Source organism: Solibacillus faecavium (genome assembly GCF_014836905.1).
GTDB lineage: Bacteria > Bacillota > Bacilli > Bacillales_A > Planococcaceae > Solibacillus > Solibacillus faecavium.
The window spans coordinates 61,687-84,666 of record NZ_JACSPZ010000007.1 but is presented as its reverse complement, the minus strand read 5'-3'; the positions used below and the strand labels follow the sequence as shown (position 1 = coordinate 84,666).

Here is a 22,980-nt window from a genome sequence, read left to right as displayed (position 1 = left end):
TTTACACTCTATACATTTAATACTAGTAATTATAAAGAAATAGAATTACAGTTAATAAAAATACCGGGATCCCAATTACAAGTGACAGAACCGATATGGCACTATGCACCCGCTCTTTCGTTTTGAACATTACTTTTATTACTAGGTAAATACTAATCCCAATTAATCCACCCATTGTATTTAACAATAAATCATCAATATCACTTACTCCGCGCTTAAAAATGTATTGGAATACTTCAATTCCCAAGCTTGCGCCAATAACTACCCACATTGCTTTCCAGAAATTAAATTTTTTCAAAAAATTTGCAGCATAGAGACCTAGCGGAATAAACATAAGAATATTCCCCCATACATTTAATGTAAAGCCCTCGTCTGTTATCATATCAAATGGAACTAAATTAACGCTTCGTCTCGCATCCCGCGCAAAAAATACCGTTTCTATTAATAAATAAGCATAGAATAATAATACAATCCAAAATGCTACTTTTAAAATTTTTTTCATAAGCTTGCCTCCTAAAACTCCTTCATTTATCATAGCCTGTAAATCTTAAGATAAAACTATTAAAATTCTTAAGATTGCTCCTCCCTTTAAAAAGCAGAAAAAAAAGAGGCTGGGACATAAGTAGAAATTTCTTTGTAAAAGGGAAATACTCTTATGAAGAAATTGATATTATATGAATTGATTGGAGTGAAGGGGCGACTCCTGGGGGAACAGCGAAATTTATTTTGCGACGAGTAACCGCAGGAGCACCGACGCCTGAGACGTTCGTGTAAGGCCGTGCCCCCGGAAAGCGTCCCCGTAACGGAAATCAATTCTGGCAGAAGCAGAAAAACATCCATTTTTTTCTTGAAAAAATGGATGTTTTTCGTTTTGTCCCAGGCTCGAATAATTTTATTTATAGATCAGAAATCATACCGCCATCTACTACAAATTGACTTCCTGTCGAATAGCTTGAATCATCAGATGCAAGATATACAACTAAATTAGAAACTTCTACTACTTCTGCTCTTCTTCTTAAAGGAATATCCTTTTCAAGTTGCTTAAGATATTCTTCCACATCTGGTTGATCTGCCATAGGTGTTTTAATAATTCCCGGGTGTACAGAGTTTACACGAATGTTATATTGCCCAAGCTCTGCAGCCGCACCCTTCGTCATACCAGTTACAGCATGTTTAGAGGCACTGTACGCAATAGCTGTAGGCGCACTGACCAAGCCATCTACAGAGGAAATATTAATAATAGAACCGATGCCCGCTTTTTTCATAGAAGGAAGAACTTTTTGCATCCCTAAAAATACGCCAAGCTCATCTACTTTAAATGTTAATTCAAAATCTTTTACAGTTAGTTCTTCTAATGTTTTGAAAATCCCAATTCCCGCATTGTTAACTAACACGTTTATAGGACCGAATGTTTCTTCAGTTTTTGCTACAACCTCTATCCAATTTTCTTCACTTGCCACATCTAATTTAAGAGCGATTACATTTTCTCCTACTTCATCCGCTAGTTTTTTCGCACCGTCAAAGTTAAGGTCAGTAATTGCTACTTTTGCACCTTCCTCCACAAATTTTCGAACGTGCATGGCACCCATACCTTGTGCTGCTCCTGTTATTATCGCTACTTTACCATCTAATTTCCCCATATTTTCCTCCAATTTATAATAAAATTTTGCTTACTGTCTCACAATATTATTTGTAAATGTACTCTTTTTATCCATGTCAAAAAAAAGAAAAATGCTTAGTTCATATCTAAGCATTTTTCATATACCAATTTTCTTGCCAATTAATTATAAAAGTTACTCTTTGGGGAATCATAATGTCCAGGGATCGGCAGTAAATCTCCGTGGTACTCCTCTGGCCAAGGAAGCATAAGCTGCTTTTTCATAACATCTTCCCTTTTTACTTCTATAGGTACTAATTCTCGTTGCGTCATCTGAACTAATTGCATTTTTCCTAATTCAATAAGTCTTTTAGTCATTTCACCGCCAATTTTACCGTTCACTCTAGATGGCAGTTCACCTTTATCGATTAAATCGTAGTTATCAATTCCAAACTCGGCTGCTATTTCAAGTTTCATTTGTTCCAGTTTATTTTGTATCTGGGTCATTATCGCACCTCCCTTTTCCATTAATATAAGCAGGTTTTAAAATAATATCCTCAGCTAGTATATGAGATAAATGAGTAACTTTGGTAATGGGAATTTATAATCCATGCCTCATTTCAAGTTTTCCTAATCTTTGTAAATATATTACCCTTTTTTTATATTTCCCACTTTTAATCTTTAACCATAGTTGCTAACAATGTTCTCTCGATTAAATCTCAATCCTAACTCAGTCTTTTAAATTTACATTCATCAATTATTTATTTTAATTGACGTTAATTTAACATTTCAAAAGAATTATACATATGCTATTAGTCATATTATATTTAAAATATTAAAAAGTAGAATTAACTATAGTAAAATTCTCACTAAAATTAGGCATAAAAGATATAACCCACGAGTATAATATGGTAATTACTACTAATTTGAATTGTAGTATACAAATAATATTATTGGGGGAATTATTTAATGGGTTATTTTTCAGGGAAAGCACTAATTTTAGCAGGCACTTTACTTACATCAGCATCATTAACAGTTGTTGCGTATGATGGTTCTGAAACATTAAATGCAATTAAAAGCAAAATTTCTATTCAAACGGATCAAGTAGTAAAATACGATCAAAATCAACAAGCCTTAATCAATAAAGTTCAGGAACTTCAAAAGGATGCTAACGCTAAAATTAAAAAAGCTAATAATTTTATAGCTAGTCAGAAGGTTACTATTACCAATCTTAAAGGCGACGTTGTAAAGCTTAATGGCAAGATTTCCGAATTGCAAACAACAATTGATAAAAAAGATAAGCAAATATCTGGACTAGTGAAAAGTCTAGAAGAAGTTGGTAATAACTTCAAAGCTTTAGAGTTGAGTTACAATCAACTGCTTGCTTCTAATACAGCTACTTTAAAAGAGTTAGAAGATACTAAACTTAAACTTGATGAAGCTACTACATTTATAAAAGACTTGAAAGCTCGGATTGCAGAATTGGAAGCAGAATTAGATAAAGCTAACGCTGACCTTAAAGAAACTACAGAAAAGCTAAATCACACGCAAGCTCAACTTGAAGAACAAACTGCTAAGTATAATGAGGCTGTTAAACAAAGAGACCAGCTTCAAACTGAATTAGATGCAGCGGTAGCTAAAGCTAAAAAAGATGCAGCATTAATAGAAGATTTAAATAATACAGTCACAGAATTTAAAGATACTGTGTATGATTTAAAAGAAGAGGGAGATGAAGAAATTAACAAGGCTAATGGCGAAATTACTAAAGCTGAGGGAATAATTGAAACGGCTAATACTGAGTTAAAAGATGCTAATGATGCTCAGGATGCCGCGAACGCAGAAGTAAAGGAAGCTAATGCAGATGTAGAGAATTTTGGTAACGAAGTTAATGAAATTATGAATAAAGCTAAGGATTTAAAAGCAAAAGATATTCAAGATGTATTAAATCTTAAGATAGATGATGTAGTGACAAATGGTAAATTTGATTAATTATTAAAATCGATTCCTCTAGCTGAGGAATTTTCAGAACCCGGAATTTTTATAATTCCGGGTTTTTCTATTTTAATTGTTTATTTAATAAGTTTTAATTATCCAAAAATGAAAGTAATACTTTTACATTGAGATTGGAATGATCTTTTGTACCACACCTCATATCTTATTTTTATAAAATATTTAAAGTCGTAATATTAAACGCTCGAAATGGAAACGTTGTCTATAGAGATAATCTATTTTTCAAGTAAATATTGGAAGATTGAGGTGCGTACATGCTTGACTTTATAAAAGATATTCTTATTGTCTTGGCAAGAATACTAACTATTTTACCCTTGCTGTTGTTTACTACCCTATTCATGGGCAAACGGGCAATTGGGGAAATACCCGTATTTGATTTTTTGATTGTAATTATACTAGGAGCAGTCGTAGGAGCTGATATTGCTGACCCAAACATTGAACACGCACCAACTTTTATAGCAATCATTTTTATTGGACTATTTCAAAGAGTTGTGGCAAACTGGAAAATTTCAAATCGGAAAGTTGGTAAGCTTTTAACACTTGAACCTACTGTTGTGATACAAGATGGGAAATTTATTACGAATAACCTTAAGAGTATCCGATACTCAATTGATAACATTCTTCAAATGCTTAGAGAAAAGGATGTATTTGATATTAGTGAAGTTGAAACTGCTATTATAGAACCGAGTGGATCTTTAAGTGTATTAAAAAAGCCTGAGAAAACTACTGTGACTAGAGAAGATTTGAATTTAGGGTCATTTAAGTCCTCTATGGCCTTTCCAGTTATTATAGAAGGAACTATCTATTCGGAGGTTCTAAGAGAGATAAATCTTAACGAAGCATGGTTAATACAGCAATTATCCGAACAAGGGATTAATGAGCTAAGCGATGTATTTTTTGCCTCTATAAACCGTAATCTTGAACTGCACGTCTCTATAAAAGATGAATGGAATACAGCCCCACCAATAAAACACTGATGTGGTTAAATTGCTATTCAGAGTATTGAAAAACGACTTATCCTCTAGTAGGATAAGCCGTTTTTTCTATTTAGAAGAGACAAGGATTTTAATCTGATCTTTATCATTTACTAATGTTTCGAAGCCTTCCGTAACAACCTCGTCCAATGTAATTCGTTTTGTAACTAATTTGTCCGCCGGGAAGTAGCCTTTTGTCATCAGGTGCATAACAGCCGGGAAAATATCACGGTACGCGATAATCCCTTTTACGTTACGTTCTGATAATACGATGTTGTTTGGCTGAATAGATGCTTCTTTTTCCCAAATCGACACGATGATTGTTTCACCTTCGAATGAAGTGGAATCAATTGCTTGTTGCAATACGATTGGTACACCTGTAACCTCGAATGCTACGTCTGCGCCACCGTTTGTCAACTCCTGAATTTTACCTGCTACATCAGCTTCTTCAGCAGGATTAATAACGGCTGTTGCACCTAGTTCTAACGCTTTCGCTCCGCGCTCTTCCGATAATTCTACAGCATAAATTTCCGATGCACCCGCTACTTTCAATGCCTCAATTACCAATAAACCAATTGGACCTACACCAAAGACAACAGCTTTATCGCCTGCTTTTAATTTACTCATACGAATCGAGTGTAATGCGACTGCTGCCGGCTCTACTAAAGCACCCTGCTCTAAAGATAATCCTTCTGGCATTTTATGTACCCAGCGCTCATCAACCACTGTAAATTCGGATAAACCGCCTCCGCCACCCGATAAACCATGGAATCCTAAGTGTTTACAAACATTATATTTCCCTTTTAAACAGGCGGCACATTTGCCACATGCTAAAATCGGTTCAACTACAACTAAATCACCAATATTTACGCTTGTAACACCCTCCCCCACTTCTACAACTGTACCAGAAAATTCATGGCCCATGACAATTGGTGCCACTTCTTTACTTACTGCGTGTGGTGCATCTACTGGAACGAAAATTGGTCCTGCTACATATTCATGAAGATCACTACCGCAAATACCTGTCCATGCGACTTGAATTTTGACACGCCCTGCTGTCACCTGAGGCTCTTCAATCTGCTCAACCCGAATATCCTTTGCTTTATACCAACGTGCTGCTTTCATGATTATCACTCCATTAAAAGTAATTACTACGTGTGTAGTATTACTTCAAGTATACAGAGCCCAACGAATAAACTTTTTGAATATAATGTTAATTTTTGTTATTTATTGACACAGAATTGTTATAGATAGAACTGATTATTCATGTTGTCGGGACAATTATTAAGCACAATATAATATTCTAAAAGGATTAAAAAAGAACGAATTCCTTTTCTGGAGTTCGTTCTCTACCAAAAAACATTGTTAGTCATCCCCTAATAATTGAAGAATCCACTTTTTCACATCGACAAGGCGATTGGGTAGCGGAGATTCATTCGTACCTGTAACAATCATCGGAACAATAGAATCTGCTCTATGAAGAGAGCCATGTGCACCGCCACCTGCATGATCATGACTATGCTTTTCTATAAATTCATAGGAAGGTTTGGCATCCACGATAATGACACGCCCAAGTTGTGAGTGAAGCGCGCCATGTAGCCTTGCAAGCGCATCCGGATAATCTTGATACTGAATGTGTCCTTCATTAGTCAGCTGCAAATCCAGGATAGAAGTATTCCCGGCAATCTGCCATGATTGCTCATAGTCATCCACATACTTGCCATTTGGTGAAAATGTTAATTCCTCATCACTGACTGAGTTTACAACATAGTTTGTTTGATCATCTTTCCACGCAATAAAGCCAATACGTTCTTCACCTTTTAAATTTCTCACCACTTCTAAAATTTTGACCTGCGGATCTTTCACATAAATGTATGCCATCCGCTCATTAACTGCTATTGCTAATTGACCATCATTCTTTTTCCCTTCCCAAAAAGTATAATTGTTCAATAATTTATTTAAATCGATTAAAGAATGATCCTTATCTTTGCCCACGGAAGATTGGCCACTGTCCCCCAGTACAACCCATGTTGCCTTTTGAATAGCTTCCTCCCAGGACGGGAAGCTACTTAATATTTCTTGAAGTGCCTGATCTGCTTTTTCAATGCCCTTTAAATCCTCTGGTCCATGTTTATGGATAGAGGCATCCGCATCCGGTAAATAAGCAAGTGTAAAGGGTGGTAACTTCTTTTGTTCGATTAAGTATTTTACTTCCTGAGCTGTAAATTTGTTATTAACACCCAGGCGGTTCCATACATATTTATGACGGTTATTTTCTGGGCTATATTGTGAAAGTGCTCCAAGTGAAAATAAGGAGGGTCCATTTACTTTAACTTCTTTTGGTAAGAGTTTAGTCATTGTTATGAGCCTCGGAACGTTTAGTCGATGTTCAAAACTTCCACGGTATAATAGACCATTTATCGAAGCTGATGGCAGTTTACGAATTGCCATCTCTTCATGAATCGTTTGGACATTTTTACTTAAATGATTCTCATTGAGATGAATGACACTGTCCCGGACAACATTTCTTACCCCATTATTCCATATTTCACCGATTCCGCTTCCATAACTAATCATCCGATTTTCGTCTTCTTTGAACCAAATCAGCCCCGGTATGTTATGTTGGTCCGAATAAGTGCCTGTGAGTAATGTACTATCAATAGTGACCGACATCGTCGGGTAAGAGCTTATGATTTCCCGATTATAATGTCCATTGTTAATCAAAAATTCAAAGGCTGGTGCTTTTCCTTCTTGAATTGCTTTTTGTAACGGATCACTCATTAATGAATCTACAGCGATTAAAATAATGGGTTTATCGCTTGAGTTTACTGAAACATCATCCAAATCTTTGATAGGAGATACAGAAACTGCTAGTACAAGAACGGTACAGATAAACATTAAAAAAATTAACGTAATTATTATTTTACGTTTCATGAATTCACCTACAATTTAATTTATCAGTTTAGTATGGGTTGAATTATTTATTCCATTCAGAGGCAGGTTAGTTTATTTAATCAACCACCCCCTTCTTTTTCAAGCAAAAAAACACCCAAAATCGCATAAACGACTTTGGATGCTTCTTAAAAACTAACTTACTTTTATTCTGCTGCAGGAGGAGGAGTGATACCAGGAAGAAGGTCAGGAACTACTGATACAACGCCACCACCAGGCACGTTAATTTGTTGAACTTGTAATACTTTTAAAGTAAGGTCAAGTACAATTTTTTCACGCAATGTGTGGAAAGATCCATCATGATAAGTGGAGTGCGGTGAAAAATCAAGTTCAAAGAAGTTGGCAGCAAGTAACTCACCGTATGGTTGCTCATTGTATCTCACAAGGTTTTGGAAGAAGTATTTATCCAAACGAGCATCCATTTGAGTTTTTTCATTAACGAAATTAGATTCTGCATTTTCTGATACACCAAAGATAGGTGGATTTATGAAATCACCAGCTGTTAACTCTGCAAAACCTGAGAATCGAACATTTGCGATTCGATCTTGTAGTGGTGCATTGTAATCTGCTGAAGCATATTCAATATTTTTACGAATATGTCCTCCTACAAATAATTTCGCTCTTGTAACTGTGAAAAAGCCAGTTGTACCAATTGGTGCGAATTCTACTGGTACTAATTTAACTTGATCTAAAAATACATGTTTTTTAACTCTTTTAATCTCCGTAGCTGGCGGATAAAGTGAAATATCTGATTCTACGACAATTTGAAGAGTTCGCTCTGCAAGTACTACTGGAACTTTAAAAGTAGGTGTTGGTAGTGGAGATGTAACTAAAGTTACGTCGGAATCAGTTACAGGAATTTGTTGATTTGATTTGACCCCAAGATCCTCCCCTTTGCTTTGACCTTTTCCGTGTTTTGGATAGCTATCCTTCATTGGAAAGCCATCATTACTTGAATAATGTTGATCTGTCATTATCTAAACCCCTTTCAATTTTGTTAGAGTTATTCACTCTACATTCCTAACATATGAACGGATGATTTTAGGACGTAGGCCAGTCAAATAGTCAGATGATTCAATTTTGGAAAACTTTTAGTAATTCATTAAACTTAAGGTCAATCTTTTTCACTCTAATTTTGATTCTAGAAATAAGCTCTTATGGTCTGTAATGAATTATACTTAACTGAAATTCCAAGCTTTTAATGTGTCAAATTAACACATTTTTATGTAAAAAAAGCCTGTCCTCCTTCCCCCATAAAAAAAGCTACTCAATGTCATTTCGAGTAGCAATCCAGTTCTATATATTGTTCCTGCACAAAATCAATAGACAATTGAGCAACACCATTCACTTGAAGATGCTTATCTTTTGAATTTAATTCTTGGTGCCAAACAAAATCAGTTTGTTTTAAATGACTATGAATAGGTTCTGAAAATTTATGGTGAGATTCATAATGGAAACTGGATGTATGTTCATTATGAGATTGGAACTGAAATTCATTTTGGCTACTATGAGGGTAATCCGGGACGGCTAACCAATTAATACTTGATGTTTTGGACCATGGAATAGAGACTTTAATTGATTGTATTCTACTTCCCAATCCTTTGTTGCTAAATTCAATATCTGCGACGAATTCACCTTTTAGAAAGACTGTTTTTGAAGGTAATACAACTTTACAATCAAGAGATTGTATGGACCATTCAACTTTTCCTATATTTTCAATTGGCCTTAACAATTTAACTGTTTCGACAATATCTATTTCTGTTTCCAATCTAGACAGTAATACTTTCATCTTTACAGTTGCTGTATTTCTCTTATCAATATTATTAATAAAATGGATGTCCCTAAAATTTGATAAAGCTTCTTTTTCACCAGATTTTTTCTCTTCCAAGCTTGGAAATAAACTGTCTTGCTTTTCTTCTTGCAGCTCATCGCTTTCTGTAAGCATAGTAAAATATTCATCTTCAATAGTTTCAGTAGTTTCATTCAATTCACTAATATCTTCTTCATTCATTTGATTGTCTTGCTTTTTTTCAAGTAATTCATCGCTCTTTTTCCCCTGCAATTCATCACTTTCTGTAAGCATGGTGAGAAATTTTTCTTCAATAAGGTCGGCAGTTTCATTCAATTCATCAACCTCTTCTTCAAACATGGTGATGTCCTGATTTTCTTCCTGCAATTCATCATTTTCTGAAAGCATAGTTAGGAATTTTTCTTCAATAGGATCGGTAATTTCATTTAACGCATCCATATTTTCTTCATTCCTATCACTATACAAGTCTTCTTCTTGCATCTCATCATTTTCTAAAAACATGAGGAGCACTTTTTCATCAATAGTGTCTTTATTATTGAATGATTTATTATTCTCCTCTTCAGATATTAAATCATTGTTACGCTTATCTAGCATCGAATGAAATTCAGCAAATAGCATTCTGGAATTTTCGTTTTTTGTTTGAACACTGTTTTCAGTATCCGCATTATTGTTATCAACAGCTAATTTATTTTCAGGCATAGATGTGCTTTCCTGCGTAATTAATGCAGTATCATTATCAAATGGATTTTCCTGATTAGTTGTAAATTCTTCTTGTATAGAAGGATTATCTTCAAGCATATTAGAAAATTCCTCGAATAAATCGGAAACTACATCTTTCTTGTCCATTTTTTCATTTTCTGTTTTTTTATTTTGATTATTATTAACTATTAACTTATCTACAGGATCTTCATTTAAAGGGTTTTGTATGGAGTCAACTTTAGGTGGTGAAAACATAACCGGTTTTGGGTCCGTTATGCTTTCTAATTGATTATTTATATAGATGGCATTTTTTAGGATTTTATCAGCTTGTTTATTTTTTCGACTATGCTGGGTTTTCCGCTCTTCGAATTCTCCCTGATTGTTAAAAGAGAAATGAATGTCCTGGGGAATAGTTTGATTTTTATAATTATCATAAACCTTATTTTGAAATGAGTCGGGGTCTACATATGGATTTCGAAAATTATTCATCGCTTAATGGAAGGAATGCTCATAAACATTCCCTCCTTTCCCCTCCTTTAGAAAGACTAAAATCCCTTTTACTCCATTAAATATACAGTAGTGAAATTTAAAAATTCATATTGCTGGAGTAAGTGCTTAACAATAGTCATCACAATCATCGTTTGTTGTTGAGGACACCCGAATTTGCTGATTTTGAAGTACTTTTAACGTTATATCAACGACCATCTTTTCTTCAACTTGAGTAAAGACCCCTTCACCAATAGGAGCATTCTTTGGCAAGGGAGACCGATTAATTGCCTCATCCCATTCAATAATATTACTTGAAACTAACTCGCAAAATGGTAATTCATTGTAATATTGAGTGGAGTTTTGATGAAATTGAGATAAATCACTTGATAGAAATTCATCTTTTTCCGGAAAACCACTTGGCAATGAATCCGAAATCAAAAAGTCGAATTCACTCCGTTTGTTGACTGCAGGCTGAACAGGTTTTCTCAAATAATGTTTGATTTCAGTTACACAGCTAAAAGGAATATCCACCGTTAACGAATTTATACTGGAAGAAATCGATTTTAAATTACAATCCGGTTCTAAATTTGGGCTCGCGTATTGAATATTTTTTCGTACAAACCCTTTAACGAATAATTTATTCGTTGGTAAAAGTAACCTGCATTGTACTAATTTAATCTGTTTTTTAACATCTTTTATTTCCAAGACATGCGTAGGAAATTTAATACAGGCATCTAAATTTACTTGAAGAGTGAGTTCAGCTAATACAACAGGTACTTTCGTATATATTTTCCCTATACTTACATTGGGTTTATGAGGTTTATTATCACATTCACTTAAGTTTAATGGGAAATCACATACATCGTTTTTTTTATCTTCGTACATCTTGCCCCTCCTAAATTTCAATTAGTGCATCATATGCGGGCTAAATGCCCATCCTTTGGGCTATTGCCTAAAATCATATTAAGCATGAAATTAAATAGTACAGGCACGAATGGGCTATTGCTCTGCATACAATTGAAAGAGAGGTGAGTGAGAAAATGGACGGGAAAAACTTTCTTGCGGTTGATTGCGGGAATAGCTGGTATAAAGCTTTGTCATCCGATGACGGATATTATTTGGATTACCAGCTACCAAATGCAATCTCTTTATATGATGAAGGGTTCTATGAAAAACCTTATGATGAAGGAGATATAAAATTTGAGGAAAATCTTATCATTGAACTCAAAAGCCATGCCATTATCGACAAAAGGGAAATATACTATATTGGTAAGGCAGCCACTAAACAACGCGATGTAAGTTTAACCGGATTTAATAATCAAAAAGTGGACGAAGATCGTACTTATATTCTCTTATTTGGTCTAGCTGCATTTCACGCTATTTGCACAAATCCTAACGAAACTGAAATACACTATCACATTGATCAACTAGCCGTATCACTGCCAACTACTCAATATAAGGAAATGAAAGATAAATTTAGACAACGCTTAATCGGAACACATACAGTAATTTTTCATAAGGTACCAGGTATTGCAGAACCGAAAGAATTAACAGTCAAATTGTATGTGGAAGATGTCATTATCGGTGCGGAAGGTGCTTGTGCTTATCTTGGATTAACACGAGATCAAGAAACGCTGGTAATCAAAGATGATGATCTAGTGAAGGATTCACAGAAAGGGATTATTATTGGCGATCTAGGTGGAGATTCTGTTGATTTTGTTGGAATTAAGAATAATAAACCAGTTGCTTCTGTAGAAGGAGAAACATTTGGCATCAATCAATTTCTCGATAATATTATTCAAAAGGTAAGTAAAAATGAATTATATAAATTTGATTCACGTGCGGAATTAGAAGAAAAACTGGCTGCAGGACAATCAGAATGGTATGTGGAGCCTTTTGCAGGTGTTAGAAAAGATATAAGTAAATATATAATTCCACAGTTAAAATCCATGGCCATAAAGTACTTGGAATACTTTGATCGTGTTAGAAGCAGTTCAAGCGAGATTAAAGGAGCTACGCGATATATTGCAGTCGGGGGTGCAGCCAAACTAGCACAGAAGCAAATCCAGGAAGTTGCTGTTCGCTGGGCTGATAGAGGACGACCAATCCAATTAACATTCCCTGAAAATATGGAAAAATTAAATGTTCAAGGCTTAATGATTCTTGCAAAAATGAAGCAAATAAAAATAGAACAAGAAAATGAAAACCTCCTCTCCACGAGAAGTTAGAGGTGATGGAAATGGCTAAATTATATACAGATTACTTTAATCATACAGCACTAACAGTTCCATCACATTTTATTGATGTTAAAAATGGTGAGACAGTGGAAGTTTCAACAGAAATCTTCAATCAAATTGAATACCATACCGAAAATCAGACCCTCATTCATTTAGTATTATCTGCTCTTACTGAATATTTTCACCCAAATAAAAAAAGGGAATCAAATAAAGATATATTAATGGAATTAGCCGAAATCAAACAAATGTTGCAGGGTAATCAATTAAATAAAGCCTATGTAAGCAATCCAAAGAAAAGTGCACAGCCAAAAACAACCGAATTAGATTTAAAGGAAGTTGATGATATTCTGGAGGTTTTTGGAGGATAAATAATATAGGTGAACTTGAGGGGGGAGTTCACCTATTATAAGACCATAAAGGATTCTATAGTCGTACAGCAGGCAATGTTGAAATGGCACAGAAGCAGGATAAATCAACAGTGATGCAAATCCCTGTTTTCATTAGATCGTCAACATACTGATGATTGATTTGATCACAAGGGCTATGGATCTTTCCGCATCGGTCTCTTTTTGGTTTAAATGTTAGAAGTTCCAATTCAGCGCAATTGCCTTTTAACTCCCTAATTTTGAAAACAAAGCTAGTAATACATACGAACTTCTTATCCTTCAATCCTACCGGACAAGCAGCTACCCCTTCCGCTTTAAATGGCGAACATCCACAATACAAAATAAACGGGATTGTATTTTTATTAAACTTTTTAGGCTCTTCTAAAAGTTCTTCAAATGATTCATCACAGGAAGAACACTTCTTCTCATGTTCTTTCTCAACTTTTCTTTGCGCTTTTAAAATTGCTTCAAGAACTTCTTCGACACAAGCACCTTTATTTTTTCCGTTATGGCAGTTACCTTTGCAATGTCCTTCTTCTTTATGAGTTGGAAAATACTCCTCATCATAATGACTCTCTTTTTCAAGGTTATACATGTTCTTCACTCCTCATAAATTATCGTTATTCTTTTTATCATATGGAACGATAAAGCATTGTGCTTGAACACTTTGCCTATTAGAACGGAGCAAATTACACTATCACAAAATTACCTGCCAAACACATGACTTGTCAATCGTTGACCAATCAACTATAATGAATCCGATTCCAATTCTAACAAAAAGGGTGAAATATATGTTACAACAAAAAACAGCTTTAGAAAAATTAATGGAAGAACGTAAATCAGTACGTAAATATGAGCCTGGTGTTACAATTCCTCGCGAAAAAATTCAACATATTTTAGAACAGGCAACATCCGCTCCATCATCGAGTAACTTACAGCCTTGGCGCTTCCTAGTTATTGATGATCCAGAGCAAAAGAAAGAATTACGCACTGCCGGTTTTAATCAGGAGCAAATCGAAACATCATCAGCAATTATTGCGGTAATCGGCGATATTGAAATGTATAAAAACGCTAAGCAAATTAACGATTTAAATGTTGAGTTGGGATATATGCCACGTGAGATTGCCGATATGATGATTTCCAATTCTGAAGCGGCGTATAGCAATTTTTCTGATGCTGAACGCAGTAATATTGCCCATTTAGATTCAGGTCTAATTTCTATGCAAATTGTACTTTTAGCGAAGGATATGGGCTATGATACAGTAATAATGGGCGGCTTTGATAAAGCAGCCTTTGCTAAAAAATATGAACTGCCTGCTAATGAGCTGCCGATGATTTTAATTGCGATCGGAAAGGCTGCTATGCCAGCGCGTAATTCATCACGTTTACCATTCGAACAAATTATTCGTTTTTCTAGCTAAGGGTTTTTAGAGGGATTTTCAAAAGGCCTGTTACTGACCCGTATCTCAATAGCATTAAATTATGTAATCTACGTAAGTTTGAATTTTTTTATCCTTTATCCAAATGAACGGAAATGCTAACATATAGGCATCAGACAAAACGACCAAACTTGAGGAAACAAGAGCAATTGGTGTATATAATTAGATACCTAAATTCTTCTATATAAATCAAGTATTTGTGAGCGTAAAACGAAGAATATTCATTGTGAGGAGGGTTAGTATGGAAGTTTGTTTGGATGATAAAAAGCAAATGATTATGAGTTTAAAAAGATTGGACCGTCACGTAACGCAAATTTTTGAAAAAAGAACAGAAGTTAGTTTAACTAGATATGAAATTTTAGTTTCTTTAATTAAAAAGGGTAGTGTTACACAAAAGGTACTACAAGAGTCCTTAGCTATCGACCAATCGGCCATTACTCGTCATTTAAAGTTGCTTGAAGAACAGCAATATGTCGAACGCAAGCGTAATGAAAAAAACAACCGTGAAGTACTTGTAACGATTTCCGATAAAGGACGAGCATTATTGGAAGGTTGTACAATGTTTAACGATCAATTTCTGAATGATCTCTACGAGGATTTTTCAGACAGCGAATTACAGCAACTTAAGCAATTTCTTATGCGCTTAAATCATAATGTGGAGAAGCTCTAATGTTAGTTTTTATGTAGCTTCGATCCCGTACGTTTCAATAATGAAAGGCTTAGAGAATATATCTCTAAGCCTTTATTCATTCTAAACGGTATGCATATCCATTCCCCTCTGACTCTACTTAATATGTACAATTCCCTCGCCGATCTGGCCCAGTACTATAAAGAAAGGTTTTGAAGATGTATGGAAGCTGTATGTTAACAAACTTCTAAGAGATGATTTTTAGTAATTGGTTAGGCCTACATTTGTAGAACCTATCCTTCTTTAGTTTTCCCTAATTCTCACTTTGGAATGTTATTAGAATAATTTTTATATACTTTATAAATCATAATGCAAAGACTTAAGATGATGTTGTTTTTGATTTTGAAAATAAGATGTTAAACAAATACCCCATTTGGAGGGAATTTTAATGAAGGCGATCGTTTGTGAAAAATATGGTTCACCCGATGTACTTGAATTAAAGGAGGTTAAAAAACCTTGGCCTACCAAGGATCAAGTATTAGTTAAGGTTCAAGCAGCATCTTTAAACTTTGGTAATTTAGTTCTTTTGAAAGGCAAACCCTTTTTAGCCCGATTTGCCTTCGGATTAACCAAACCGAAATATTCAATTCCAGGGGGCGATATAGCTGGTACAGTGGAAGCTGTTGGTGAAAACATTCAGCATTTTAAAGTAGGTGATGAAGTATTTGGTGACCTATCTGGTTGTGGCTGGGGTGGTTTTGCTGAATATGTTACGGTTCCTGAAAATGCTTTAGCCTTAAAGCCAACCAATATCTCCTTTGATGAAGCAGCTGCGTCTCCTATGGCAGGCGTGACTGCCTTACAAGGACTACGTGATAAAGGTGAAATTAAATCGGGGCACAAAGTATTAATTTATGGCGCATCTGGAGGCGTTGGTACTTTTGCGGTACAAATTGCTAAATCATTTGGTGCTGAAGTAACTGGGGTATGTAGTACACGAAACGTTGAAATATTACGTTCTATAGGAGCAGATTATATCATTGATTACACAGAAGATGATCTCGCCCAACATAAGGAACGTTATGATTTGGTTCTTGGCGTGAACGGTTCTAATTCCATTTCAGTATATAGACATGTACTTAAACTAAATGGGAAATTTGTTCACGTAGGAGGTTCCGAGTCTCAACTTTATCAAACATTATTTCTTGGACCTTTTATTTCATTAACTGGGAATAAGAAAATAAGTAGCCTGTTACAAAGAGCAAACCAAAATGATTTAAATGTTGTAAAAGAGTTACTTGAGATTGGAAAAGTAAAACCAATAATTGATAAACGGTTTAAGTTAAGCGAAATAACGGAAGCATTCAAATATTTTCAAGAAGGTCACGCTCAAGGTAAAGTAGTGATTACTTTATAATGTGTGCCAACATACACATTGCATTATCTAATTTTTCACTTTCATATAAAAGTAACTCTTGGCACATCTTTATTTAATTTGAGCTAAATCAATGAGATTTTTAAAACAATAAAAAAACGAATGATGTAGTTGAATCACTCAGCTTAATTATAAAAGATTATTTTTAATCTGTATCTGATATTTTAATAGTAATTTTCTGATCAATTTCATTAATAAAAGAATTTAAAATATCAATTTGCTCTTCTAGTTTTTTCTTGTGCTGAATTAATATTGCTTGTGTATTAATCTCTTCCTGTTCTATATTCAGCGTTGATATATTTTCTCTTATATCCTCAATTGACATGCCTAGACTTCGAAAACATTTAATTAACTTTAAAAGTTCAATGGCTTGTTCATCAAAAATTCGATGCCCTTGTTCATTTCTTTTTATTGGTGGAATTAAATTTACTTTTTCATAGTATCGAATTGAACTTGCAGGTATTTCAATTAAGAGGCTCGCTTGTTGAATTGTATACACGAGGTGTCCTCCTTGACTTAAAGTATGGTTTAACCTATAAGCTTGATAGTATCAAACTTAAAGGAGATTGTATAATGAAAAAGATTTTATTAGTAGTAACGAATACCTCTAAGTATCCCAATTTAGAACGTGCAACAGGATTATGGTTAGGAGAAGCTGTTCACTTTGCAGCTGAAATAGAAAAAGCAGGGTATGAAATTGATTATGTGAGTCCAAAAGGCGGTTATACACCACTTGACCCGCACAGTTTGCAACCGGATCAAATGACCGAATTAGATTGGGAGTATTACACAAATACTAATTTCTTAAATAAGCTAAGCAATACTTTGCCTGCTGACTCTATTAACCCAAATGATTATGCTGCTATCTATTATGCAGGTGGTCATGGAGTTATGTGGGATTTCGCAGAAGATGAAAACTTGCAAAACATTGCAAGTGCTATTTACGCTAACGGTGGCGTTGTTTCTGCCGTTTGTCATGGAGTTGTAGCGTTATTAAACATTAAAAATGATGACGGTGAACTTCTAATTAAAGATACTAAAGTAACTGGCTTTACTAACACAGAAGAAATAGCTGTTGGACTAGATAAAGTCGTTCCATTTTTAGCTGAAGATGAACTTGTTCGTAAAGGGGCAAATTACGTAAAAGGTGATGATTGGTCAGTATTCACTGTAACTGATAATCGTATTGTTACAGGACAAAATCCCGCATCAGGTGGCGCAGTTGCCGAAGATGTAATTAAATTATTAAAATCACTTTAATCTTTACTTATGTAAAATTACGTTTAAGCATCTTCTTACAGGGGTTGTGGCAACACATTGGTGTTGGTCGTTTATGTAGTTGGCTAGGTCCTACAATTGTAGGACCTAGCCCTCTTTTGTTTTTTTAGAATTTTTTATTTTGAAATACTCATTGTTAAAAACCCTTTCCTACTGATGATTAAGTACATCAGTGCTATTGGGCTCTCCTTAAAAGCTGCAATCACACTCCAGAGTCATTTTATTTACTAAATTTAAAGCACAGAACGCCACTTTTGAAGATGGCCATTAACTGAGTATAGATTGTTTACTTCATCTAAATTATGAATCGGTGTTTGTTCAATTTTTGAATCTTCTGTTTCAATTCTTACTGGCCTTAACTGTTCTACAATATGCGCCTTTTCTTTATGCATCTGAGCTGTTTCAATAGTCATCTAATGAACTCCTAATAATATGATTTTTATGTATTTTCTAAATAATATATTAGAATAACAATTTTTACAACCTATTTTACTATTTATGAAATAAATCTTTAGAACCAAAAAAAGGTAATAACTAGTGATAGCAACGAGGCAATAGAATCCCATCGGTAACAAGCTATGTTTTCAATATCTATAAATGCCCTTTATAAATTATTCAATTTGCTCGGTCTGATTATTTTACAGTTTTTTATAACAATAAGAAAAAGCGAATTCCAAATACAGAATCCGCTCTTTATAAATTATTAAACTAACTCCAACCAAGCAACTGCTTCACAATGCGTCGTATGCGGGAACATGTCGACTGGCTGTACTTCCTGTGTTTTATAGCCGCCATCTTCTAAAATACGAAGATCACGGGCAAGTGTTGCAGGGTTACAAGACACATATACTACACGTTTAGGTTTTTGTTCGATAATCGTATTCAGCAGCGCCTCATCACAGCCTTTACGGGGTGGGTCTACTACTAATACATCAGCCTCTTTACCTTCTTTATACCAGCGAGGGATGACTTCCTCTGCAGGTCCTGCCTCAAAGTATGTGTTCGTAAAGCCATTCAATTCAGCATTTCGCTTAGCATCTTCAATTGCTTGCTCGACAATTTCAACACCCATTACATGTCCTGCCTTCTGTGCTAAAAACAGTGAGATTGAGCCGATTCCGCAATAAGCATCAATTACGCGCTCATCGCCTGTCAATTGTGCATAGTCCAACGCCTGTTTATACAGCACTTCTGTTTGTATCGGATTTACCTGATAAAACGAGCGTGCTGAAATTTCAAAACGGACATTGCCAATTGTATCTTCAATAGTATCCTTGCCCCAAAGCGTAAATGTTTCATTGCCGAAAATGACATTTGTTTTTTCGCTGTTTACGTTTTGAACAATTGATGTGACGTTTGATATAAGCTCAAGGATTTTTTCAATTACCACGCTTGCCTGTGGGAACTTTTTAGACTTCGTTACGAGTACAACCATTACTTCTCCAGTAGCTCGTCCTTTGCGAACGACAACGTGACGAAGCATTCCCTGATGGGATTTTTCATCATATGGACGAACACCTATAATTTCTAATTCGCGTTTTAAGTCAGCCATTACTGTATCTGCTTCCCCTGTTTGGATTAAACAGCGCTCCATATCCACGATTGAGTGTGACTTCGTTTTATAGAAGCCCGCCACCATTTCGCCCGCCTCATTTTGTGCGAATGGAATTTGGGATTTGTTGCGGTAATGCCAAGGATTATCCATTCCTTTTACTGGATGGACAGGTGCGTCAATTTTCCCTAAGCGTTTCATGACGTTTGCAACCATGTTTTGCTTCCACTTCAATTGGCCTTCGTATGAAAGGTGCTGTAACTGGCAACCGCCACACTGATCAAAATATACACATGGTGCTTCAACGCGGTCAGGAGATTTTTCAAGTAAGTTGACTACTTTAGCAAATCCGTAGTTTTTTAAAGTTTTTAAAACATGCACTTCTGCTGTTTCTCCCGGAAGTGCACCTTGGATAAATAATGGATAACCGTCAATTTTTGCGACGCCATTGCCATCATGTGTTAAATCTTCTATATAAAGCGTTGTACGATCATTCTTTTTAATTGGTGCTGACATATTCTATTCTTCCTCTCAATTCAATCTCTTTATTGTACCACGCACCTTATAAATTGCACTCATTATACTTTCGAACGATTTTCCTTATATTTCTTTTTGTTACTTTTGTTATAGAAATCGACAACCATTACCTATATAATTTAGCACATAGAAAGATTTAGAAATATAAACTATAAGGAGACCAAAATTATGTCAGTTCGAAAAAAACTCAATGTTGGCTTCATTATAATTGGAACTTTGCTGATTTTATCGATTGGTTTTGCTACCATTCAATTTTATAGAATTGGTAATGAAGTTTCGAAAGCGGTAGACGTACAAATGGCCCAGGTTCAACGTATTAATGAAATACAGCAGCACTTACTTTCCCAAGGGATATACGCCCGTGCCTATACTGTCGATCCTTCCCAAAAAAATCTAGACTTACTGACGGATCATACTTCACAATTAGGTCAATTAATTGACGAGGTACAAAGTGCAAATACATTACCTGAAGTTACTTCTATTATTACTAACATACAAAATCAGTCACAGACTAGTATACAGCAACTTGAACAGGTCACTTCTGCCGTACAGCAACGTGATATTTCAACTGCGCTTACAATAGTGAATGGAGACTATACATATTCTAGTACGTTTATTAGTGAGCAGGCAGAAAAGATCGAGCAAATTGAAGAAGCTGAATTAGATAAAATGGTGGACGGTACTCAAAATTTGATTTCTCTTTCGACTATTTTGTCAGTTATTTTTATATTTATAACAATTGTAGTAATTACAATTTATATGGTGTATATAAAACGCGGCATCACATTCCCTCTTCAAGTTATTACAAAAGATATAGAGGAAATCGCAAACGGCAACCTAAAAGTTACTCATAAATCTATTCAAACAAAAGATGAACTCGGAATGCTTTCACAAGCCTTTATATTGTTACAGCGTAATTTCGAAGAGCTATTAGTGAGCATTCAGCATAATTCCGATAAACTTAGTACTTCTGCTGATGCCCTAATGAAAAATAGTCATAGTATTTCATCAGAAACAGCACAAATTAATAAGCTGATTACACATACGGCTAAGACAGCGGAAACGATGACAGTTGGGGCAAGCGAAAGTGCACTCGCAGTTGATGAAACTTCCCAAGGTATTAATTCCATTGCTTCAGCTACTCAAGACCTTCATAGTGGTTCTGTCGCTTTAGCACAGGCAGCCTCTGATGGTGTGAAAATTATTGACGAAGCGACACAGCAAATGGAAACAGTATATGAATCTACTCAATCCATTTCAAAGCTTTCCAATGTACTAATCGAACAATCCGACCAAATTAGTACAATTACGAATGCGATTACTAATATTGCTGACCAGACGAATTTACTCGCACTAAATGCAGCAATTGAAGCAGCAAGAGCTGGCGAGCATGGTAAAGGTTTTGCGGTGGTGGCAGATGAGGTAAGAAAGCTTGCTGAGCAATCCAAAAATTCCGCTAGTAGTATAGCCGGTTTAATTGAGAACATTCAATTCAATACCCAAAATATGAGTGAAGCAGTAGAAAATAGCCTTCACTGTGCGAATGATGGTGTCATCGTTATTGATCGTGCTGGTCAGGCATTCCATTCAATTACAAATAATATTCATTCGATGTCAGCTCGTGTAGAACATATTTCTGCGACATCGCAACAAATTTCCGCAAGCTCAGAGGAGGTATCCGCATCGGTGGTAGAAATTTCTCAGGGTGCTGAAAAAACAACCGCTAATGTTGAACAAGTAGCAAATGCTACTAAACTTCAAGCAGAGGTCGTTTTACAAATGGAAGAGCTATCAAAACAGTTAGCAGAACAGGCTACACAGTTGCAGCACAGCATGGATAAATTTAAACTATAATAGAAGCCCTTCTCCTAACGGTGTAAGCTGTTAAGAGAAGGGTTATTTTTTATTAGGGACAGGTAATTATAACAACTAAACAACATAAAAAAACTTACAAGGGTATTTTACACATCCTTGTAAGTTTGGCTAAATTAGTTCTCTTTATTTATCGATTTCCCGTAAATCATCTATTGGCGCAAATACTTCAATATGACGTTTTAAGTTTTGGAATTTTGCAGGTGCATCTCCGCCGTACTCTCCATCTAAATTCAAGTGGACTTCCTGTTCAGAAGTTACGGAAACCCGACTCGCTTTTCGGTAGATGAGACGCTCGTCCGATAAATGTTCACCGCGTAAAGCAAGCGATGCAATTCGTATGAAATCTGCAATATTGCATTCCTTTAAAATCATTACTGTAAACAGACCATCATTGATTGATGCATCTGGGGCAATTTTCTCAAACCCGCCAACTGAATTCGTTAGTCCGCATAAGAACATCATGGCATTTCCTTCAAACACTTCTTCATCCATTTCAATTCTCATATGTGTAGCCTTAATTGAAGGAATCATTTCAATTGCTTTTAAATAATAAGCCATTTGTCCAAGCAGTGTCTTCATTTTACTCGGTACTTCATAAGTCAGTTCGGTAATACGACCACCTGCCGCAATATTAATGAAATAGCGGTCCTCATTTAAAATACCGACATCGACTGGGATAGTATCCCCGGCAATTATAATATCGAGCGCATCTTCTACATTTCGCGGTATATGGACCGCACGTGCAAAGTCATTGGTCGTCCCCATTGGTATTAATCCAAGCTTTGGACGTTTATCGCATTGGCTAATACCTGCCACTACCTCATTTAATGTTCCATCTCCACCCACTGCAATTACTACGTCAAATTCACGGCGTACTGCCTCTAATGCAGCTTCTCTGGCATCCCCTTCACAAGTTGTCGCATGACAGGAAGTTTCGTAGCCCGCTATCTCTAATTTTTCTAATACTTCAGGGAGGTGCTTTTTAAATGCCTCTCTACCAGAAGTTGGGTTATATATAATTCTTGCTCTTCTCATTTTGATCTCATCCTGATTAATTTAATTTTCATTCTGTTCAAAGTATA

22 protein-coding genes are annotated in these 22,980 nt (G+C 35.4%); 9 read left to right on the top strand and 13 right to left on the bottom strand.

The window, feature by feature from the left end; genetic code table 11:
• Positions 1–22: 22 nt before the first annotated feature.
• The 3 genes from H9635_RS14025 to H9635_RS19500 all read right to left on the bottom strand — a co-directional run bounded on the left by H9635_RS14025 (position 23) and on the right by H9635_RS19500 (position 2,104).
• Positions 23–502, bottom strand: a complete 480-nt coding sequence (locus tag H9635_RS14025; RefSeq protein WP_191700939.1) for a VanZ family protein — start codon at positions 500–502, stop codon at positions 23–25.
• Between the two features lie 394 nt (positions 503–896).
• Positions 897–1,640, bottom strand: a complete 744-nt coding sequence (locus H9635_RS14020; RefSeq protein ID WP_191700938.1) for an SDR family NAD(P)-dependent oxidoreductase — start codon at positions 1,638–1,640, stop codon at positions 897–899.
• Positions 1,641–1,780: 140 nt separating this feature from the next.
• Positions 1,781–2,104 carry an alpha/beta-type small acid-soluble spore protein gene (locus H9635_RS19500; protein WP_318245219.1) on the bottom strand — a complete coding sequence of 108 codons (324 nt, stop codon included), beginning with the start codon at positions 2,102–2,104 and terminating at the stop codon, positions 1,781–1,783.
• Between the two features lie 462 nt (positions 2,105–2,566).
• Here H9635_RS19500 and H9635_RS14010 point away from each other — a divergent pair, with 462 nt between their 5' ends.
• Together H9635_RS14010 and H9635_RS14005 are read left to right on the top strand one after the other, a co-directional pair.
• A complete protein-coding gene (locus tag H9635_RS14010) occupies positions 2,567–3,586 on the top strand; it encodes a coiled-coil domain-containing protein (RefSeq protein ID WP_191700936.1) in 1,020 nt (339 codons plus the stop codon).
• Positions 3,587–3,861: 275 nt separating this feature from the next.
• The gene (locus H9635_RS14005; protein WP_191700935.1) at positions 3,862–4,584 is read left to right on the top strand and encodes a DUF421 domain-containing protein; all 723 of its coding nucleotides are present in this window, start codon (positions 3,862–3,864) and stop codon (positions 4,582–4,584) included.
• A 66-nt stretch (positions 4,585–4,650) separates the two neighbouring features.
• Here H9635_RS14005 and H9635_RS14000 read toward each other — a convergent pair whose 3' ends face one another.
• From H9635_RS14000 to H9635_RS13980, 5 genes are all read right to left on the bottom strand, one after another.
• Positions 4,651–5,706, bottom strand: a complete 1,056-nt coding sequence (locus H9635_RS14000; protein ID WP_191700934.1) for a 2,3-butanediol dehydrogenase — start codon at positions 5,704–5,706, stop codon at positions 4,651–4,653.
• 240 nt (positions 5,707–5,946) lie between these two features.
• Complete coding sequence (locus tag H9635_RS13995) at positions 5,947–7,515, bottom strand: alkaline phosphatase family protein (RefSeq protein ID WP_191700933.1); 1,569 nt, start codon at positions 7,513–7,515, stop codon at positions 5,947–5,949.
• Between the two features lie 164 nt (positions 7,516–7,679).
• Positions 7,680–8,468, bottom strand: a complete 789-nt coding sequence (locus H9635_RS13990) for a CsxC family protein (protein WP_191701032.1) — start codon at positions 8,466–8,468, stop codon at positions 7,680–7,682.
• Positions 8,469–8,806: 338 nt separating this feature from the next.
• Positions 8,807–10,531 (bottom strand): hypothetical protein, encoded by a 1,725-nt coding sequence (locus tag H9635_RS13985; RefSeq protein ID WP_191700932.1) that lies wholly within the window; start codon positions 10,529–10,531, stop codon positions 8,807–8,809.
• A gap of 126 nt (positions 10,532–10,657) precedes the next feature.
• Positions 10,658–11,416 carry a CsxC family protein gene (locus H9635_RS13980; RefSeq protein WP_191700931.1) on the bottom strand — a complete coding sequence of 253 codons (759 nt, stop codon included), beginning with the start codon at positions 11,414–11,416 and terminating at the stop codon, positions 10,658–10,660.
• Positions 11,417–11,571: 155 nt separating this feature from the next.
• Between H9635_RS13980 and H9635_RS13975 the strand changes: the two genes are divergently transcribed.
• Together H9635_RS13975 and H9635_RS13970 are read left to right on the top strand one after the other, a co-directional pair.
• Positions 11,572–12,759, top strand: a complete 1,188-nt coding sequence (locus H9635_RS13975) for a ParM/StbA family protein (RefSeq protein ID WP_191701031.1) — start codon at positions 11,572–11,574, stop codon at positions 12,757–12,759.
• An 11-nt stretch (positions 12,760–12,770) separates the two neighbouring features.
• Positions 12,771–13,136 (top strand): dehydrogenase, encoded by a 366-nt coding sequence (locus tag H9635_RS13970; RefSeq protein ID WP_191700930.1) that lies wholly within the window; start codon positions 12,771–12,773, stop codon positions 13,134–13,136.
• 55 nt (positions 13,137–13,191) lie between these two features.
• Here the strand turns inward: H9635_RS13970 and H9635_RS13965 are convergent, their stop codons facing one another.
• Positions 13,192–13,749: a CotY/CotZ family spore coat protein gene (locus H9635_RS13965; RefSeq protein WP_191700929.1), complete on the bottom strand. Its 558-nt coding sequence runs from the start codon at positions 13,747–13,749 to the stop codon at positions 13,192–13,194.
• 196 nt (positions 13,750–13,945) lie between these two features.
• On the opposite strand from H9635_RS13965, the gene H9635_RS13960 reads away from it, so the two are divergent.
• The 3 genes from H9635_RS13960 (at position 13,946) to H9635_RS13950 (ending at position 16,638) form a co-directional block, all read left to right on the top strand.
• The gene (locus H9635_RS13960) at positions 13,946–14,575 is read left to right on the top strand and encodes a nitroreductase family protein (RefSeq protein ID WP_191700928.1); all 630 of its coding nucleotides are present in this window, start codon (positions 13,946–13,948) and stop codon (positions 14,573–14,575) included.
• 259 nt (positions 14,576–14,834) lie between these two features.
• Positions 14,835–15,263, top strand: coding sequence for a MarR family winged helix-turn-helix transcriptional regulator (locus H9635_RS13955; RefSeq protein ID WP_191700927.1), 429 nt, complete (start codon positions 14,835–14,837; stop codon positions 15,261–15,263).
• Between the two features lie 406 nt (positions 15,264–15,669).
• Entirely contained in the window at positions 15,670–16,638 is a 969-nt protein-coding gene (locus H9635_RS13950; protein WP_191700926.1) for an NAD(P)-dependent alcohol dehydrogenase, read from the top strand.
• Positions 16,639–16,801: 163 nt separating this feature from the next.
• On the opposite strand, the gene H9635_RS13945 is transcribed toward H9635_RS13950, so the two are convergent.
• Positions 16,802–17,155 carry a MerR family transcriptional regulator gene (locus H9635_RS13945; RefSeq protein WP_191700925.1) on the bottom strand — a complete coding sequence of 118 codons (354 nt, stop codon included), beginning with the start codon at positions 17,153–17,155 and terminating at the stop codon, positions 16,802–16,804.
• 74 nt (positions 17,156–17,229) lie between these two features.
• On the opposite strand from H9635_RS13945, the gene H9635_RS13940 reads away from it, so the two are divergent.
• Positions 17,230–17,916 (top strand): type 1 glutamine amidotransferase domain-containing protein, encoded by a 687-nt coding sequence (locus H9635_RS13940; RefSeq protein ID WP_191700924.1) that lies wholly within the window; start codon positions 17,230–17,232, stop codon positions 17,914–17,916.
• Between the two features lie 251 nt (positions 17,917–18,167).
• On the opposite strand, the gene H9635_RS13935 is transcribed toward H9635_RS13940, so the two are convergent.
• Both H9635_RS13935 and rlmD read right to left on the bottom strand, forming a co-directional pair.
• Positions 18,168–18,347: a hypothetical protein gene (locus tag H9635_RS13935; RefSeq protein WP_191700923.1), complete on the bottom strand. Its 180-nt coding sequence runs from the start codon at positions 18,345–18,347 to the stop codon at positions 18,168–18,170.
• Positions 18,348–18,637: 290 nt separating this feature from the next.
• Positions 18,638–20,002, bottom strand: coding sequence for a 23S rRNA (uracil(1939)-C(5))-methyltransferase RlmD (gene rlmD, locus H9635_RS13930; RefSeq protein WP_191700922.1), 1,365 nt, complete (start codon positions 20,000–20,002; stop codon positions 18,638–18,640).
• A 189-nt stretch (positions 20,003–20,191) separates the two neighbouring features.
• Between rlmD and H9635_RS13925 the strand changes: the two genes are divergently transcribed.
• Positions 20,192–21,877 carry a methyl-accepting chemotaxis protein gene (locus H9635_RS13925; protein WP_191700921.1) on the top strand — a complete coding sequence of 562 codons (1,686 nt, stop codon included), beginning with the start codon at positions 20,192–20,194 and terminating at the stop codon, positions 21,875–21,877.
• Between the two features lie 144 nt (positions 21,878–22,021).
• Here H9635_RS13925 and H9635_RS13920 read toward each other — a convergent pair whose 3' ends face one another.
• A complete protein-coding gene (locus tag H9635_RS13920) occupies positions 22,022–22,933 on the bottom strand; it encodes a diacylglycerol kinase (RefSeq protein WP_191700920.1) in 912 nt (303 codons plus the stop codon).
• Positions 22,934–22,980 lie beyond the last annotated feature (47 nt).